Genomic DNA, 16,435 nt, shown 5'->3' with positions numbered 1-16,435 from the left:
TTATTATTTACATAAACTAACTTAAATGTTTCTATCACGATGAAATTAAAGAATTACCTTGCTTTATCGACCATCCTAACGACTTCTTCTATCGTAGTGACTGTTACTATCGCCATTCTCTTTTTGTTAAAAGGCACTTACCAGGAGGGTATAGAAGAAAGAGGGAGAGAGTTGGCAAGAGTGATTGCGCATGATCCTACAGTTATTTCTGCCGTTGAGAAACATAACCGAAACAGCCAGGGAGATTTACAGGAATATATTGAAGATTTGAGAACGCGGACAGATACATCCTACATTGTTATTTTGGACAAAAATGCGCTTCGTCTCAGTCATCCAACTCAGGAGAAAGTTGGGCAAAAATTTATAGGAGAAGATGTCGAAACCGTTCTGAGTACAGGAGATGAATACAGCAGCGTTGCTATTGGCTCTCTAGGAAAAGCAATACGGAACTTTGCGCCGATTTTTCTAAATGGTGAAGTAATTGGTGCCGTTTGTATCGGTTATCTCTATGAGACCGCGTTTGACCTAATTATAAAAAGGGAGAATCAGATAGGGTTATTAATCGGTCTGGTATATCTTTTAGGGATAGGTACGACAGTTACAGTAGTGTATAAAATAAAGCGGACTTTTCTTGAACTCGAACCTGAATTCATTGTTAATAAGTTCAAAGAGAATGAACTTATGTTAGACAGTATCCGCGACTCAATTATTGCTGTCGATAACGATATGAACATTACGTTTATCAACGAAAGTGCCATAGACAAATTATCTATGGGAGTTCTGGGGCGATATGACTATATGAACCATCCTATTTCATGTTATTCAAAGCCTCTGAGTCATCTGATACTCTCTCATTTGGGGAAGTATAGTCAGGGTGAATTTGATATAGGTAAGTTCAGCTATAAAGCAAATATTTATCCTATAAAGACCGGAAGAGGGTTAAATGGTCATGTAATCGTATTTTTTGCCAATCTCGAACACAATGAGTTGGAAAAAGAACTCACATATTTGAAAAATTATTCTCAGCTGCTCCGAAGCAAGACACATGAATATTCCAATAAACTTAATGTACTTTCAGGTATGCTGCAAATTGGGAATTATAAAGAAGCTATTAATTTTATTCAGCTTGAGACGGATAATTATCAATCTATTGTTCGAAATATAGTTATGACGATAAATGATAGTGCTATTGCTGGTCTTATTCTCGCTAAGTTTAATAAAGCGAGTGATATGGGTGTAAAATTCACAGTTGATGCTGATACTACGTTATCCTGCTATGAAAAAGATATATCTAACAAACTGATTACCATCATAGGAAACCTAATTGATAACGCTCTTCTTGCAGCATGGCAAAACAAATCAGTTGTCAAGCCTGAGGTACAGATATATTTAAGTGACAGAAGTAATCACATCATTATTGAAGTTGAGGATAGTGGTAGTGGTGTGCCTGATAAATTGAATGAATATATTTTTGATCTGGGAGTCAGCTCAAAGTCTGGTGATGAACAAAGTGGAATTGGATTATACTTGGTTAAACAGATTATTGATTATTTCCAAGGAAGTATCGACTGGGAACGCTCAGAAAATAACACTACAGTGTTTAGCGTGTATCTAAATAAAAAAGAGGTATTAGGGCATGAGTAAGACCACAGTGATGTTAATTGAAGACGATATAAGAGCCAGTTATACGCTTGAGCTAACCATAAACCAGCATCCCAACTTTGAAGTTATTGCCACGAGTGAAGGATATGCCGATGCCTTAGTGCAATTTGAAGCCTATAAGCCAATGTTAGTGTTTGTAGACATAACACTTCCGGATGGAAACGGTATAGATATTATCCGTAAATTGCATGAAAAACACGCGACTTGCGACTTTATAATGACCACAGCTGAAAGAGAAACGGCAACAGTCGAAAAAGCGATTCAATTAGGGGTAATGGATTATCTCGTTAAACCGATTCGTATGTCGCGGGTTATTCAGGCTCTTAACGACTATAAACTTTATAAAGAGCATTTGTCTCAGTCATCGATAGTTGATCAGATGGATATTGATAACATTCTTAAAAAGACGCCGACAAAGATGATGCGTCAAACGCCGAAAGGTATCGACTCTTCTACGCTTACCTCGCTTAAAAATATCCTTCAGTCGGATGATACTGGCGAGTTTTCTGCTGAGGAAATAGGTAAACGTATGAACGTAAGCCGAGTAACTGCAAGACGCTATCTGGAATTTATGGAATCTGAAGGCCTAGTCGAACTGGTTTTAAACTACAACACCGGAGGCAGGCCAAGGCGCAATTATCGCTTTATAAAGAAGGTGTGAATAATCAAATAATGGAATGAATCTAAAATAGGTAAATGTGTTACCGCCACGCAGTGTGAAACGGGAGCAGCAGATCGTTGCTCCTTTCTTTTGGAACATATAAGCAAGTATTCCATCTCGGCCGGATTGTGGGTGTAGTTTAAAAAGTTATGTTGAATATAAACTCCTACACATGCTGTTAATTTGTATTTCCCCTACCAAAAAACGAATGTTGACGAACAACCTTAAGTATTTTGGCTGCAAAGTAGCCAAGCAACATACCAATCCAATTGGTATTTAAGTCATCGAAGCTAAATGTGCGATGAGCAATAAACAACTGACTAAATTCCTCAGCAGAAATTATCAGCAATAAGCAGAGCAGTAATCGAATACCCAAAACGTCGGTTTCAGTTGGGTGTGCACTTTTAGGAAACGTGAAAACTGAAAAAAAGCCAATCATTAAACTGAAGGTAAAGTGAAGTGTCGTTGAGCCGCCGACATAATTCTCCATCGATATATAGGTGGAATGGTTTATTTCAGAACTCTTCCATATAGAGAGACTGGCAGTCAGAAGCGAAATGAAAACAAAACTAATGCGTGCAATCTTAGATGACATAGCTAGCCTACAGGGAAGAACCCTAAATAACGTTTAACAAAGTAAAGCGCGGCAAGATTTTGAATCGCCATACCGGTCGCCATCGCACAAGCAGCACCTAAGACGCCGTGGCTTTGACACAGAATTATCAGCAGAAAAATGGAAATCGTCCCAGAACAGATAGTGATGTATTTCATGGTTCGTTCATGGCCACTCATTAGTAACAAGAAGCCGACAGAACCCGTTGCCACATTTATCAATTGGCCGAGAGAGAGTGCAACCAAAAGCGGCGCAGCGGAAACAAACTCTTCGCCAAAAAGCGCCATCACAAATGTAGGGAATAGCGTGCAGATTAATACTGGAATTAAGGCTGCAGCGATATTCAGACGACAAGCCAACCTGCTTAGCTTACGTAGTTTAGTCATCTCACCTTCTTTGTAGAGCGACGCAAACGTTGGAGCAATGATAAAATTAATCGTAATGAGAACAAACCCAATCAGCAGTGACGTTCGCTGAGCAGCGGCTAGTAATCCCATCTCTGCCGCTGAAATGAAAAAACCAGCAATAACCAAACTTCCCCACTGAAGGATGTTGTTGAATATACTACCTATCCAGACTTGCTTAGCAGAAGCGACCAGATTTAGGTTAGGTGTAGAGGAAGGTTTCTTGTATTGACCTGAACTACGCCAGTTGAAAGTTGATGATGTTGCAACAATAATTGTCGCCAGCAATAAGGCGGTCATTAAATAAGTGATGCTTTGCTTGCCAGAGGTACCGATTGCAAAAATAAAAATCACCATCAGCAAACTTACACCTAATTGGAGTGCAAACAGAGACGATACGACTTTTTTACTCGCTTGCAGGACTCGACTATTTGTCTGTCCGAGAACAAGAAAAGGTACACAGAATAGGGCGAGCGTTACTGCCACGATAGGAGCATTGGTCTGATTAACTTGGTCTGGGAAGAGATAAAACCCGGCAAATAGTACCACTGCCGCTACGCAACAAAATGTTAGGCTTCGTGAGAGGGCTGTTCGGTAATTATCACTTTGTTGCTGAGCTTCGCCGTTATTAAACGCAATCGCATTGTATCGCACCAGTGCCACGTCGAAACCCATTTGTGAAATAATGGCGGTGAGAGAGACCAGATTAAAAAGGAAGAAAAACTGCCCTGCTGTAGATGCGTCTGTAATGCGAGAAACGGACAGTGTGAGCAGAAAAGCAAACAGCGCACCAAATACTCTGGTTATTGCGGCTTTTAAGCCAAGAGAAAGCAAGCTGTTTTGCCCACGAGGTTTTGACTGCAATTTTTGTTGAATGGTTTGAAACATGTATTTTCTCTAGCTGTAGATGCTGTTTAGAGCGAGACGCTGCTTTTCTTCACTAAACGTTTCATTCAATTCAGTTGTGTATTGGTAAAAATCAATATCACTATAATGATTGATACAGTGCGTCATATGTTTGGCCATATCTTCGGGTGTTTGTGCCAAAAATGGATAATTCAGGTCTTTGGTAGCACCTATCGAACGGATGACCATGGGAAGATGCAATTTAGCCGCTTCGAGGATCGTTAAAGGCATGCCTTCCCAGGCTGCGGTATGCAGATAGATATCCGATGCTTTTAATTGTTTCACAACTTCATCACGCGGTAGCATGCCTGTGACTTGCACCCCTGCATCTTTTAAACGCAGCTCGAGGTCTCTGTCACCGCCGCCTATCCATTTGATTTCCAACTGACGATTGAGCCCAACCAAGTCGAGATGTGAAAGGGTGCTAATCAGGAACTGAGGATCTTTCTGAGGCGCAACGCGGCCTAGTACCACTACCTTCAATGCCACGTATTGATTAATAGCTTCGCGCTCTTCCGTTTGGTACGAGACATAGTTGTTGAGAAGCTCTGCACGCTTTGCCCCGATGCTTATCGCTAAATCACACTCACGCTGACTGCAGCCGGCGACCACATCGATCTTATTTAACTTCACTTTTTCTAACGTTTTGTAGAGTTGTTGAGCTAAGCCTGAAATATCCTCTCTTTCAAATGCATAGCAGTGAGGTGTATAGACTAATAGCGCGTTATTGAGTTTCAAGAAGCGTCCTAAGAAGCCTGCTTTGCTCGAGTGTAAGTGCACAATATCTGGTTTGATTTTCGCAATGGCCTGATTTGCGTCTCGCATAAATTGCAGTAAACCACCTTCCACCCAACGCGTCTCAACAAAAACATTGTGATTACTGTCATTGGTTAAATCATTTTGGCGTGCTCTGGCTACTAAAAAATGGCTGTATGGTTCATTACGAGAGGAGTGAACGTAGCTATACAGCGCAGTTTGAACGCCACCACCAAAGGACTCTGTTATATGAAGCACTTTTTTCATAATGACCTGGTTCCCGGTGTTTGCTGCCATTTTGATTTAAATGCTTCTCGCTCCTGATCCGAATATACATGGCGGTAAAGAGGTAAATCATACATATAAAATAATTTGGAAAAGTTGTACTGCTGCTTAAAGTATTGATAAATGTGAGAGTACCATTTGTTTTTTGCCTCATTGCTGTTCTTGAGAACAAAATCGTCTAAGTTGAGAAACTCACCAATTTCTTTATCTAGAGAGCTAAGCTGCTCGCATTTAATTAAAATGACCTCTGCCTGATCATTACTAAACGTAAAGAAGGGTAGAGTGTTATCAAGCTCTTGACGCATGACATCAATATTAAAGTTACGTTTTAGTTCGTTATCGAACCAGTCTGCAAAGTAATTAAGGTTGATATAGTTATCGAAGCAGTGCTCAAGATGTTGGTAAGTGGCTCCTAAATCGTTATGAATGGCTTCATTTTTTTTACCTTCAATGAACTGTAAGTGAAGATCCTGGAAAAAACGTGAGAAGACCGTTGCGATAGGATCGCGAACCAACGTTATTATTTTTATCTGTTTACGTTTTTGTAAAATACGTTTTCTCTGGTTGAGAACCAGACGGTAAATAGCACGATTTTTAAAGTCAAAGAATTTACTCACATCTTTTTTATTGTGATACATGTGAAACTCTTCATGATCATCAAAGGTATGAATGTGGTAACTCGGTATATTACGTTCCCCTAAGGTGTGTTCAATGGAAGAAGAGCCTACTTTGCCCATTTGGTACACCAAGACAAAATTATCATCCCTAAGTTCTCGGTTTTTTTCAAATTGTCGAGCGATGGAATATTTCATTTATCAAATCCTTGATTATTAATGTTGTGTAACTACTGCTGTTGATATTGTTTTTGCGAAATAATGTTTCTGGTAATATGAGTTCGTTTTATGCTGATCATTACTGGCAGTAATAGTATTAAAATAATGGTGGTGTTGACGGCGACGAAAAACACCATGATAAGCGCGTAAACCGCGAGTAATAGGCTTTTTCTGTTTTCGTTTAGGCTGCGGAAACAAAACTTAATGAAGAAAAAGTACCCGCCGAACAACAGCGTAATTCCAAGTAACCCATATTCGATTGCAGTATCAAGAACGAAGTTATGGGTATAAATAGCCAATTCATCATAGTTAAAATAACTGAGCATGAAGTTGGGTAACATTTTGGCTCCGACGCCTAGAATAGGGTGCTGCAGCAGGATATCGATGCCATTGGAGAGTAGCAGTTTTCGGTGCAGATTCGATACCCATCTTGCTTCACTTTGATTAGCGAACAAAATGTCAGCTTGGGTAATTTCTAACTGGTCAGCTAACGTATCAAAACCGACATAGAGTGTGGTGGAAACCGCGGCTAAAATCACCAAAGAGAGCACGAACACAATAACCCACGTGTAGGTTTCATTGAGCGTTTGCTTTATCAAATGTTTGACGTAGAGCTGGTCTAATAAGAACAGTAAGCAGAAGCCAAGTAGTGCTTTTCGTTCTTGTGATAACACCAGTAAAACCAACGCGATGAGCATTAATACTGGATAAGCGCGGATCTTGTCTCGATAAAGATAAAGTATCGAACAGAGCACTCCGAAAGCATATTTACTCACGCCAAGAAGCTTAAAGCCGTTTTGGTACCCCTGAGAGAAGTGCCATACAGCTACCAGAGAACAGATGACAAACAGAGCGTAAGATAAATACACCATGATTCGGTCATCATCAAAAGCACCGTATGCATACAAAATACCGAGTAAACTAAGAATCGCAGCCCATTGAACGGTTTCGGTCACTAAAGGCATAAGTGGCACACGATTGAACACGCCGCTGATAAACACATAGCCAGTAAACAACAACACGAATCCAATGCACGGATGGAGCAACTTGCGGGCTTTACTCTCTAAAACGACAAGAATGCTCAATCCAAGCGAGAGAAGACTCACGATGTCGCTAGGTGCTAATGCTATGCCTCCGGCTTGAATTTTTACCGGCACAAAGAATAATGCTAAGGCAATTGCTGCCAGCGAAGAGATGCGATTACTTACTGGCATAGAGTTCATCATAAGTTTTGTAGTAGCTATCTCTGAATTGTTCCAGAGTAAAAGATTTGCAACGCTCTACAAAATAGCGGGTGGCCATTTCATAGTGGGATTGGTTGTTGCAGATTAACTCAATTTTATCGGCTAATTCCTGAGTGTTGCCTAGTTCAAATAAATATGAGTCATTACCGATAACTTCATCTAACCCTGGAACATCTGAGCCCAATACGGGTAGTCCTTCTGCCATCGCTTCAACGGCTGCAAGTCCAAAGCCTTCAATTATTGAAGATTGAACATACACATCAAGATTAGATAAGAAAGTTGGCACGTCAGAGATGACACCATGCCAATGAACTCGATGGTCACAATTTAATTGCGCAGCCAAAGTTTGAAGCTCTTGTTTCTTATCACCATCACCTGCCAAATGAAGGTGGTAATGTTCTGGTAGTCTCGCTATAGCTCGTAGGAGAGTTGGGTGATCTTTATAACCATGAAGTCTACCTGCCATACCGATATTAATAGGGCTACCCAGTCTGGAACTCTTATATAGTTTTGCTTTTCTAGAAAAGCGATTTAAGTCTACACCGTTATAGATAACGTCATATCGTTCTTTATATCTAGGCAGAAATCTGATTAATTCTTCTTTAACTTTATTGGTTATACAGATTGTTTTTTCGTGCCTTTGGTACATAAGGTACTCCATAAACTTCAAGGCAGGGTAATCTCTGCGCCTATTAGTCGTGTTGTGTTCTGTTTGTACCCGCTTTTTTCCAATTGCTAGTAAAGCGATATATATCGAAGGGAATAAGTGACTGTGAATTAAGTCTGGCCAGCGTAATATATGCCACTTTTCTTTTAGTGAAAGTGATGGCCAGTAAAAGAAGTTAACTCCGTTCTCTTTTAACAGTGCCTCGAAATCATTATCTTGATTTAGAACCAGTATTTTTATTTTGTAATATGGTTTGTGCTTAACGACGAGATCAACCAGAAAGCGTTGAGCTCCCCCATTATTAGACAAGTCATTAATTATATGGAGTATTTTCATTTCTATACCAAGTTATTAGTTTGAATACTTGTTCTTAATGTTGTTAATTTCAGAAGCAGTAAAAAAATGCTTAGTCAGCTTTGCCGAGAGCATTTCCTCAATAAAATCTGGTTTCAGTCGATATGAACGTTTGAACTCATTGGCAAGTGGTGAATACCATTTGTTTTCAGATTGGTTACCATGAACCACTTGGATTTCTTGATCCAAAAATTCACTGATGGCTTGCTGTGATGGATCCAACTTATCGGTTCTGATCACCATCAGAGAAAAATTATCTTTTTGGTAAGTTTGATAACCGCGCTCATGGTCAAACGGCTGAATAAATACATCAATTCCTGTCAACGCTTTGATCTCATTGTCAAACCACTCAAGTGGATAGTGATGATTAACATGATTTTCAAATGTCTCATGAAGTAACTGAGGACGTTCTGAGCGCACAGCACTGTCGTCTTTCAGATACTTATCTGCTACCCAAAAAGGTAGGGATTGAAATAACATTGAGATGTTTCTACCAATGGGTTCCCTTACCAGTGAGATAATACGTACGTGCTCTTTACGCTTGAGCATTCTGGACATAATCGAGCGTTTGAGCATGCGTTTTATGTAGTTGGTTTTGGGCTTATGTAGATTTGCCCTCACCGGAGATATCTGCTTATGAGCTTGAATTGACATTAGATCATGCAGGTGGATCGAGTTGGGAATCGATTTCTCAAGCGCACTCGAACCCACTTTACCCATTTGATAAATCAATACTGGGCACTTAGTGCGCTGTATGGTTTTGTACCACGACGTTTTTTGATCAGTAAGCGTATTTTTGGACATAAGCTGTCTCTCCTGTCTTGGATTTCGTCTGAGTAAGCAGGACGCCAAGTGAAGGTATCGAATGTTGAATTTGCTTGGATAACGCTAAGTTAACCAGCGAGGCTTTAGTTGACTCAGAGCGGATTACGGTAATCAAACCGTTCGCATACTTCCCGAGGATTAGTGCATCGCTAACCGACAGCAGGGGTGGAGTATCAATAATGATTCGATCGTATTTACTCGTGAGATAATCGAGGAGTTTGTTGAAGCGATCAGAAGCCAATAACTCTTGGGGATTCGGCGGTATTATTCCTGCTGGCAGTACATCGAGGTTTGCCTCTTCTATTCGTACCACACAGTCTTTAATCGCAGTATCCATACTGAGTATGTTGGTTAGCCCTGGATTAGATTCTGGAATATTGAATCGCTTTGCCAGCGATGGCCGACGAAGATCGCAGTCGATAATCAGTACTTTCTCCATGGTAGAGAATGACACCGCAATATTAATGCTGGTGGAGGTTTTTCCCTCTTTAGGAATCGCTGAAGTAAAAGGTAAAACCTTTTGTTTAGAGTTGGTTAATCTTAGTAGCAAAGACGTCCTAACGGAGCGACAGGCTTCGCTAAACATTTTTTCATCTTTATCTAAATACGCGGTGTGGCTAAGCCCATCTCTTCTTAAACTGCGTTTTTTTACAGTAGGAATCATGCCTAAACAGGTAACGCCAAGTTTTTCCTGAACATCAGAATCGCTTCTGATTACTTCGTTTAGTGTTTCTAAAATGATTACCAGTGCGCATCCAATAGCAAAGCCGAAGATTGTAGCGATAAGAACGAGCTTCATTCTTTGCGGAGCAATTGGAAACAGAGGGATAATAGCTTTGTCTGTAAAACGAGCGGTGACATTTTTGTAGTCACTGGTTGCACTGGTTTCTTTCTCGCGGCTTAAGAACGCTTCGTAAAGATCTCTGTTTGACTCAACTTCACGTTTGAGTTGATCATAGCGTGCCTTTTTGGAACCCAAGGATTGAAACTCAACTTTTTTGCGCTCTAATTCTGCTCGTAGCATGTCTTCTTGAGATTTCGCCGCAAGTAAGTCTTGTTGTTTACTAAACGAGATTTCACGAATCAATTGCTGGGTTCTTGTTTGGATAGAATTTAATTGCGCTTTCGCCTGGACCATACGATCGTGTTTAGGACCGTAACGCTGAGCCAGCTCAGATAAGTTCTTTTGCGCCTGAGCTTCTGAGAGTTTTAGATCACGAATCTGTGCTTGATTGGCGAACTCTTCAATAGAGAGAAGGCTATCTAAGCTTTGCGATGATTTGCGTTTAAGCAGCTCAATCAAGCTTTGAGCTTCAATGCGGTTATTAACTGCGGTATTGAGCTTACGATTGAGTTCTTCCAGTTCAGTCGCATAGATGTCATCGATACCGTTGATATCAATCAGACCTTCTTGTAACAGAAACTCTTGTAGAACTTGCTCTGAAGTTCTTAAAAGCTCTTCAAGCTTTTGAGAGTTGTTTGTAAGCCAAGTTGCTGCATTTTGTGTTACCACCAATTTCGCTTCAAAATTAGCGTCGATATAGGCTTGTCCTACTGCATTGGCGATTTTGGTTGCAAGTATCGGGTCAGCAGAGCGGAAGCTGATTTTTACCATCTGAGTATTACGCACTGGCTCAATCTCGAGCTGTTCTCTAAATACTTGTAACGCCCGATAGTAAGACTGTGAGTACTGTGCGGTTTCTTTTGGGTGTGGCGCGACGTTAAGTAAGTCCTGTACCAGCGGGACTGATTTTAACTCATCAATCTTTTGCTTTAGCCCCCCAGTACTTGAGAACTCAGGGTACTGAGTCAGATTCAGGTTCTGAATGACTTTATCGGCAATATGATTGGACTGTAATATCGCCACTTGAGTTTGGAAGTACTCTTTTTTGGTGGTATCTACGCCATAGACTTCTTCTATAGAGAGGGCGCTTTTTTGTTCTTCTTGAATCAAAAGCGTCGCCGACGCTTGGTATATAGACGTTTTCGAATATATGTACCAAGTGAATGCAAAAGAGAAGATCAAAGTAAATGCAGCAATGCTTAACCAGTTCTTTTTGAGCGTATTATAGTGATGGCCAAAACGAATCAATTCTACTTTGTTCATCTGGAAGTTGTTTGGATGAGTTCCGTTCATTTGAGCACCTATCACTTAGAAGAAACTTTGATCAATAAATACAATGTCACCAGGCTCAACATTAAGGTCCATGCTGACGCTCTCCACTGTTTTGCCGGTTTTATGTTTGGTGAGATTAACTCCCTTGCGTGATGCTCTGTCCGTAAGCCCACCCGCCAATGCGATGGCTTTTTCAATCGTCAAGCCGGGACGATATTCGAAACCACCAGGTTTGCGTACTTCGCCATTGACGAAAAAAAGACGAAAGGTATTGATCGTTACCATCACCTTGGGATTGATGAGGTAATCACCTTTCAGTCCAGTTTCTATCTCATCTTTGATCTGCTTAGGTGTTTTCTGGATGGCTTTAATTCGGCCTAGGTAAGGGTAATCAAAGTAACCATCTGAAGTGATCAGGATGTTTTTGATCGAGAGGTCGTCTTCTCCATAAACTTGTACCGAAATGGTATCTCCGGTGTCGAGTAAATAGTCTTGTTCATTAGAACTGGCAGTAGCAAGCGTGCTAAATAGCAAAAACACCAAGCTAATAAACTTAATTAATGGGTTCATTAAAAATCCTTGTTATAACGAAAATTGAGCGCTCAATGTCCAAATATTTTGGTTGAAGCTATAACCTGGTCGGTCCGAAGTTTTGTCTTGGTATTGCCAGTTGGCCTGTAACAATATCCAACGCTTAATTTGATAATCGATACCCGCAGACAGAGAGTAACGTTCACTGTCTCTTGAGGTATTCCCTGTTAATACTCCGGTATAATCATCTTCCTGGTATAACGCTCCTAACTGGGTCGCGAGGTAACTGTTCCAATCATGCTTAACATCGAGGCGATAGCGTGTTTGTAGGTTGTAATCGCCATCTTGATCCGGATTGACCGCAGATTGCGTGGTTTGCACCTTGATAAGAGTCTGTTCTTGGGGTAACCATTCGAAGCCAATATCCCAACTGAAACCCTTAAAGGTCTCTCTTTGATTGCTGTCAAAGTCTTTAACTTGGTAGCCAAGTCGAGCAATACCATGAGTTTTTCCGGTGACTTCCCACTGAGCCCCGGTGTAATAAAAACCAGTCGTATTGTCCCTGGAAGACGCGGCCGGATTGATGTGTTGATAATCCGTTTTTATTTGTTGGCTACCAATTAACCAGTAAGTCCTTGGGGTGGCTCTTAAATAAAACTCAAAATGAGCACTAGGGGAACAGAAGTCGTTGTACTTGGTTTTAGCGTTAACGGTTTGTGGTAAACCTTCACGATAGTTTTGATAGGTTTTGTCACTGTAGTCGATACCGAACTCAAGCCGACCTTTTGCCCCTTCGGAACCAAAAATGTAATTAGTTTTTAAATCATTACGGTGGAATCTAATCGGTGAATCGATTGCATCACCATTACCTTCTGTAATATTTTCACCCCTCACTTCGTGTTGGGCTCGGAATTGATAATCTACAACCAGATGATTGCGACGGTTAAACTCGAAGAAATTGGTAAATTGAAACGTATGATCATCGAAATCGTTTTGGTCATCTGAAGAGAAGCCTGCCTTCAATTTGTAAAAAAGATTTGCTCGGTATTGGTTTCGTCCGATACGCGCAAGCAGGCTTGGCTCAAACCCCCAGATATTGATGGATTTGGCATTTTCTTCATCTTTATTCACGTTGTCATCGCCTTCGTAAAAGGCTTTAATTTGCGGAATAAATTCAATACCTGACTCGGTTGTAACTGCCATTGGTTCAGCTATAGAGAACGAAGACCAAAACGCGAGTGCAATGATTGGAGTTGCCTTCTTCATTGTCTTGACCTTAGTAAGCATTAGAACCTGTGAAGCCTTTAAACACGGTAAGGAAGATAATTTTTATATCCATCCAAACCGACCATTGATGTATGTATTCCAAGTCAAACTCGACGCGCTTTTCCATCTTATCTAAGGTGTCAGTCTCACCACGATAGCCATTGATCTGAGCCCAACCGGTGATGCCTGGCTTGACTTTGTGTCGCAACATATAGCGATCGACTATTTGGCGGTATTCTTCGTTGTGTGCAACGGCGTGAGGTCGAGGTCCGACGATGGACATGGTGCCTTGTAAGACGTTAAAAAACTGCGGTAATTCGTCTAATGATGTACGACGTAGAAAGCCACCAAATGGTGTAATTCTGGGATCGTTTTTTGTCGCCTGTTTGATGTGAGAACCTTGATCCATTGTGGTCATGGAGCGAAATTTCCATACGTCAATCTTGCGTCCATCTAAGCCATAGCGGTGCTGCTTAAAGATCACTGGTCCTTTTGACGTCAGCTTAATGCCAACGGCGATAGCGATCAGGATAGGGGAGATCAACACCAAGATGATGCTAGAGAAAATGATATCTTCCATTCGTTTAATCCAAGAAGAAATCCCGGCAAATGGCGTATCGAAAACACTCAGTGTTTGTACGTGACCAATCTGATCCCAGCGCGAATGCAGTAAGTTGTAGGTAAAGAAATCCGGGATTAAATATGTATTCGCTGTCGTATCAGAGAACTGATTAAGAAGCGACGCGATACGCTCTTTTGCGTGCATTGGCATCGCAATATAAACGTAATCCACTTCTCCTCGTTTGGCTCGTTCTAATGCCTGACTCACTCCCCCCTTGATAGGGTATTCAGAGTTTGGCTCTCGACCTGTAGTACGCTCGTCATAAAAACCATCAAACAGGACACCATGCTCGGCATGGTTTTGTATCTCGTTGGCTAGGGTAATGCCGTGAGCCGTTTGACCAATAATGATTGCTGTACGCGTGTTAAAGCCCATTTTTCTTAAGTAAGCTAAACCCGTACGGAACGTAATTCTCCATGCCAAAAGTAAAATCGGAGTAATGGTTACCCATAAAGCCAAAGTACTGCGATCAAACAGTGGGTAGACTTCAGAGAAATAAAGAACGACAAACAGCAATGCGACTGTGATTAACCAGGACAAACATGCGATAAGCACTTGCTCTCGGAATGAACTGGTTCGCCAAGAACGATAAAGACTCCCGCTTTCAGCCATAATCACGAATGAGATACCTCCGACAAAAGACAATAGGAGGTAGTCCTTACCGATGAAGGTACTCATATTTTTGAATACCAAGAACAACATAAAGGAGACAATGACTGCAAGATCAGCGATTCGGTATAAAAAAGCGAACTCCGCTTCATGAGAACGAATAAGCCCTTTGTGTTTCATTACCTAAATTCCCTTCTGACACGCTACCGCCATTGGGATTATTGCCCAATAGCTGTTTTGTAAACGTTTTAATTAGTGAGCAGATTCCCCAATGAATTTTTTGTGCTGCTCTAACACATAAATTCCGAATTAAGTTTAAAAATTCATGTTCGCGAGGTAAGTGGAATTAAGAATGAAATTTGGACCCAGGTCTAAGTTTCTTGTTTAGGAAAAAGCTGGTACTTAGAATAAAGGGATGAGTAAAAGTATTATGGGTTAGGGCTGAATATTTAGACTAAGGTTTAGTCTGGTAGTTACCTAATGAACTAAATTTTGAGCGAGCAGATAATGGATTAGTTGTGGGGGGATTATATTTGACCAGGAATGTCTCAGTGGGAAACTTGTAATTACTCCTGCCCCGTTATTGGGCTAGATATAAAAATCCCTCTCGATTGAGAGGGATTGATAAGTAATAAAGATGAATAAATTAATCGACGTCTACGCCATTTTCTTTAAATAGGCGACGACATGCTCGACCATCACTGTGGAATAGGTGACAACGGTGTGCCGGGATACCAATTTCTAATTTATCACCCAGTTCGACAGCTAGCGTATCTGGTTGGCGGAAGATAACGTCGGCATCTGCACCTTCAAGGTTTAGGTATACCTGAGTTTCGTTACCTAACTTTTCAACAATCATCACTTCACCGTGAATGCTTGCGTCCGCTTCGGTCGCTGACAGTAGATGCTCCGGACGAATGCCTAAAGACATACGATCGCCGCGGTTAACAGTCGTGCCATCAACAGGAATCCAGAATGACACGCCGTTAGAAAGCTGAACTTTTACGCGTTCTGCTTCGACTTCTTCAATGAAAACACTCATGAAGTTCATTTTCGGCGAGCCAATGAAACCTGCAACGAAACGGTTTTGAGGGTAGTGATACAGCTCCAGAGGCTTACCAACCTGAGAGACATAGCCTCCGTCCAGAACGACGATCTTATCAGCCATTGTCATCGCTTCTACCTGATCGTGCGTTACGTAAATCATGGTGCAACCCAACTGGCGCTGTAGCTTGGTGATTTGAGAACGCATGTTTACACGCAGTGCTGCATCAAGGTTTGACAAAGGTTCATCTAATAGGAATACGTCAGGCTGTGATACCAGCGTACGACCAATCGCAACTCGTTGACGCTGACCACCAGAAAGAGCTTTTGGTTGACGTTCAAGAAGGTGACCCAACTGTAGGATTTCTGCTGCGTGCTCAACACGTTTATCGATTTCAGATTTGTCTGCTTTTGCCAGTTTTAGACCAAAAGACATGTTGTCGTAGAGGTTCAAGTGTGGGTATAGAGCGTAAGACTGGAAGACCATACCAACACCACGTTTGGATGGTTCAACATCATTCATGCGTTGGTCACCGATGTATAGATCACCTGAAGTGATGTCTTCAAGACCAGCAATACAACGTAAAAGGGTAGATTTACCACAACCTGATGGACCTACGAAAACAACAAATTCGCCTTCGTTGATTTCCAGGTCTACGTTTTTAGAAATCAGTACGTCGCCATACGCTTTACAAACATTTTTTAACGTGACACTCGCCATGTAGCTCGTCCTCGATCAAATTTTTATTATTCACCACTCAATTATATGAATTATCTAGCGAGCAGTAACTGTAGGAATTGGTAAGTAATGGTGGTTGATAAGAAAAGTAGGGTAGCACTTCAATAAATCGTCCTAAAAGAAGTGCTACCCATCATAGCCAAGTACGAGTTTCTTTCCCCCACATTAATAGTGTTGTCTCCCCCGTGAAAATAATAACCACAAACAACAACTATTAATGACATTCCACTCGTATGGCGATGCAAAACCAGCAACTCTTTAAACCTAACTTTAGGTATTGCTGGGAAAGGGTTCTTAC

Annotated in this window: 14 protein-coding genes; 2 read left to right on the top strand and 12 right to left on the bottom strand. The window is 41.2% G+C overall.

Features of this window, described 5'->3' with window-relative positions:
• Positions 1-39: 39 nt before the first annotated feature.
• Together WJM94_RS07785 and WJM94_RS07780 are read left to right on the top strand one after the other, a co-directional pair.
• A complete protein-coding gene (locus WJM94_RS07785; protein ID WP_444493679.1) occupies positions 40-1,644 on the top strand; it encodes an ATP-binding protein in 1,605 nt (534 codons plus the stop codon).
• Positions 1,637-2,323 carry a response regulator gene (locus WJM94_RS07780; protein WP_444493678.1) on the top strand — a complete coding sequence of 229 codons (687 nt, stop codon included), beginning with the start codon at positions 1,637-1,639 and terminating at the stop codon, positions 2,321-2,323. Before WJM94_RS07785 ends, WJM94_RS07780 begins: the two co-directional genes overlap by 8 nt.
• 178 nt (positions 2,324-2,501) lie before the next feature.
• On the opposite strand, the gene WJM94_RS07775 is transcribed toward WJM94_RS07780, so the two are convergent.
• From WJM94_RS07775 to malK, 12 genes are all read right to left on the bottom strand, one after another.
• Entirely contained in the window at positions 2,502-2,918 is a 417-nt protein-coding gene (locus WJM94_RS07775; RefSeq protein ID WP_444493677.1) for a VanZ family protein, read from the bottom strand.
• Between the two features lie 2 nt (positions 2,919-2,920).
• Positions 2,921-4,228: an oligosaccharide flippase family protein gene (locus tag WJM94_RS07770; RefSeq protein WP_444493676.1), complete on the bottom strand. Its 1,308-nt coding sequence runs from the start codon at positions 4,226-4,228 to the stop codon at positions 2,921-2,923.
• Positions 4,229-4,237: 9 nt separating this feature from the next.
• Positions 4,238-5,269: a glycosyltransferase gene (locus WJM94_RS07765; RefSeq protein ID WP_444493675.1), complete on the bottom strand. Its 1,032-nt coding sequence runs from the start codon at positions 5,267-5,269 to the stop codon at positions 4,238-4,240.
• The gene (locus WJM94_RS07760; protein WP_444493674.1) at positions 5,266-6,099 is read right to left on the bottom strand and encodes a putative capsular polysaccharide synthesis family protein; all 834 of its coding nucleotides are present in this window, start codon (positions 6,097-6,099) and stop codon (positions 5,266-5,268) included. The genes WJM94_RS07765 and WJM94_RS07760 overlap by 4 nt, the downstream gene beginning before the upstream one ends.
• Positions 6,100-6,131: 32 nt before the next feature.
• A complete protein-coding gene (locus WJM94_RS07755) occupies positions 6,132-7,343 on the bottom strand; it encodes an O-antigen ligase family protein (RefSeq protein ID WP_444493910.1) in 1,212 nt (403 codons plus the stop codon).
• A complete protein-coding gene (locus WJM94_RS07750; RefSeq protein ID WP_444493673.1) occupies positions 7,321-8,367 on the bottom strand; it encodes a glycosyltransferase in 1,047 nt (348 codons plus the stop codon). The genes WJM94_RS07755 and WJM94_RS07750 overlap by 23 nt, the downstream gene beginning before the upstream one ends.
• Before the next feature lie 15 nt (positions 8,368-8,382).
• A complete protein-coding gene (locus WJM94_RS07745) occupies positions 8,383-9,189 on the bottom strand; it encodes a putative capsular polysaccharide synthesis family protein (RefSeq protein ID WP_444493672.1) in 807 nt (268 codons plus the stop codon).
• On the bottom strand, positions 9,167-11,347 hold the full coding sequence (locus WJM94_RS07740; protein WP_444493671.1) for a GumC family protein: 2,181 nt from the start codon (positions 11,345-11,347) through the stop codon (positions 9,167-9,169). The genes WJM94_RS07745 and WJM94_RS07740 overlap by 23 nt, the downstream gene beginning before the upstream one ends.
• A gap of 15 nt (positions 11,348-11,362) precedes the next feature.
• Entirely contained in the window at positions 11,363-11,896 is a 534-nt protein-coding gene (locus WJM94_RS07735; protein WP_444493670.1) for a polysaccharide biosynthesis/export family protein, read from the bottom strand.
• Between the two features lie 12 nt (positions 11,897-11,908).
• Complete coding sequence (locus WJM94_RS07730) at positions 11,909-13,123, bottom strand: outer membrane beta-barrel protein (protein WP_444493669.1); 1,215 nt, start codon at positions 13,121-13,123, stop codon at positions 11,909-11,911.
• A gap of 10 nt (positions 13,124-13,133) precedes the next feature.
• Complete coding sequence (locus tag WJM94_RS07725; protein WP_444493668.1) at positions 13,134-14,534, bottom strand: undecaprenyl-phosphate glucose phosphotransferase; 1,401 nt, start codon at positions 14,532-14,534, stop codon at positions 13,134-13,136.
• 466 nt (positions 14,535-15,000) lie between these two features.
• Entirely contained in the window at positions 15,001-16,119 is a 1,119-nt protein-coding gene (gene malK, locus WJM94_RS07720) for a maltose/maltodextrin ABC transporter ATP-binding protein MalK (protein WP_444493667.1), read from the bottom strand.
• Positions 16,120-16,435 lie beyond the last annotated feature (316 nt).

The sequence above is a fragment of the Vibrio sp. YIC-376 genome (genome assembly GCF_052353105.1).
Lineage (GTDB): Bacteria > Pseudomonadota > Gammaproteobacteria > Enterobacterales > Vibrionaceae > Vibrio.
The sequence above is the reverse complement of the archived record's forward strand: the minus strand, read 5'-3'. Positions and strand labels throughout refer to the sequence as shown.

Coding starts and splice junctions, on each gene's coding strand:
- WJM94_RS07785 (WP_444493679.1), top strand. CDS start 40: ATGAAATTAAAGAATTACCTTGCTTTATCGACCATCCTAACGACTTCT.
- WJM94_RS07780 (WP_444493678.1), top strand. CDS start 1,637: ATGAGTAAGACCACAGTGATGTTAATTGAAGACGATATAAGAGCCAGT.
- WJM94_RS07775 (WP_444493677.1), bottom strand. CDS start 2,918: ATGTCATCTAAGATTGCACGCATTAGTTTTGTTTTCATTTCGCTTCTG.
- WJM94_RS07770 (WP_444493676.1), bottom strand. CDS start 4,228: ATGTTTCAAACCATTCAACAAAAATTGCAGTCAAAACCTCGTGGGCAA.
- WJM94_RS07765 (WP_444493675.1), bottom strand. CDS start 5,269: ATGAAAAAAGTGCTTCATATAACAGAGTCCTTTGGTGGTGGCGTTCAA.
- WJM94_RS07760 (WP_444493674.1), bottom strand. CDS start 6,099: ATGAAATATTCCATCGCTCGACAATTTGAAAAAAACCGAGAACTTAGG.
- WJM94_RS07755 (WP_444493910.1), bottom strand. CDS start 7,343: ATGAACTCTATGCCAGTAAGTAATCGCATCTCTTCGCTGGCAGCAATT.
- WJM94_RS07750 (WP_444493673.1), bottom strand. CDS start 8,367: ATGAAAATACTCCATATAATTAATGACTTGTCTAATAATGGGGGAGCT.
- WJM94_RS07745 (WP_444493672.1), bottom strand. CDS start 9,189: ATGTCCAAAAATACGCTTACTGATCAAAAAACGTCGTGGTACAAAACC.
- WJM94_RS07740 (WP_444493671.1), bottom strand. CDS start 11,347: ATGAACGGAACTCATCCAAACAACTTCCAGATGAACAAAGTAGAATTG.
- WJM94_RS07735 (WP_444493670.1), bottom strand. CDS start 11,896: ATGAACCCATTAATTAAGTTTATTAGCTTGGTGTTTTTGCTATTTAGC.
- WJM94_RS07730 (WP_444493669.1), bottom strand. CDS start 13,123: ATGAAGAAGGCAACTCCAATCATTGCACTCGCGTTTTGGTCTTCGTTC.
- WJM94_RS07725 (WP_444493668.1), bottom strand. CDS start 14,534: ATGAAACACAAAGGGCTTATTCGTTCTCATGAAGCGGAGTTCGCTTTT.
- malK (WP_444493667.1), bottom strand. CDS start 16,119: ATGGCGAGTGTCACGTTAAAAAATGTTTGTAAAGCGTATGGCGACGTA.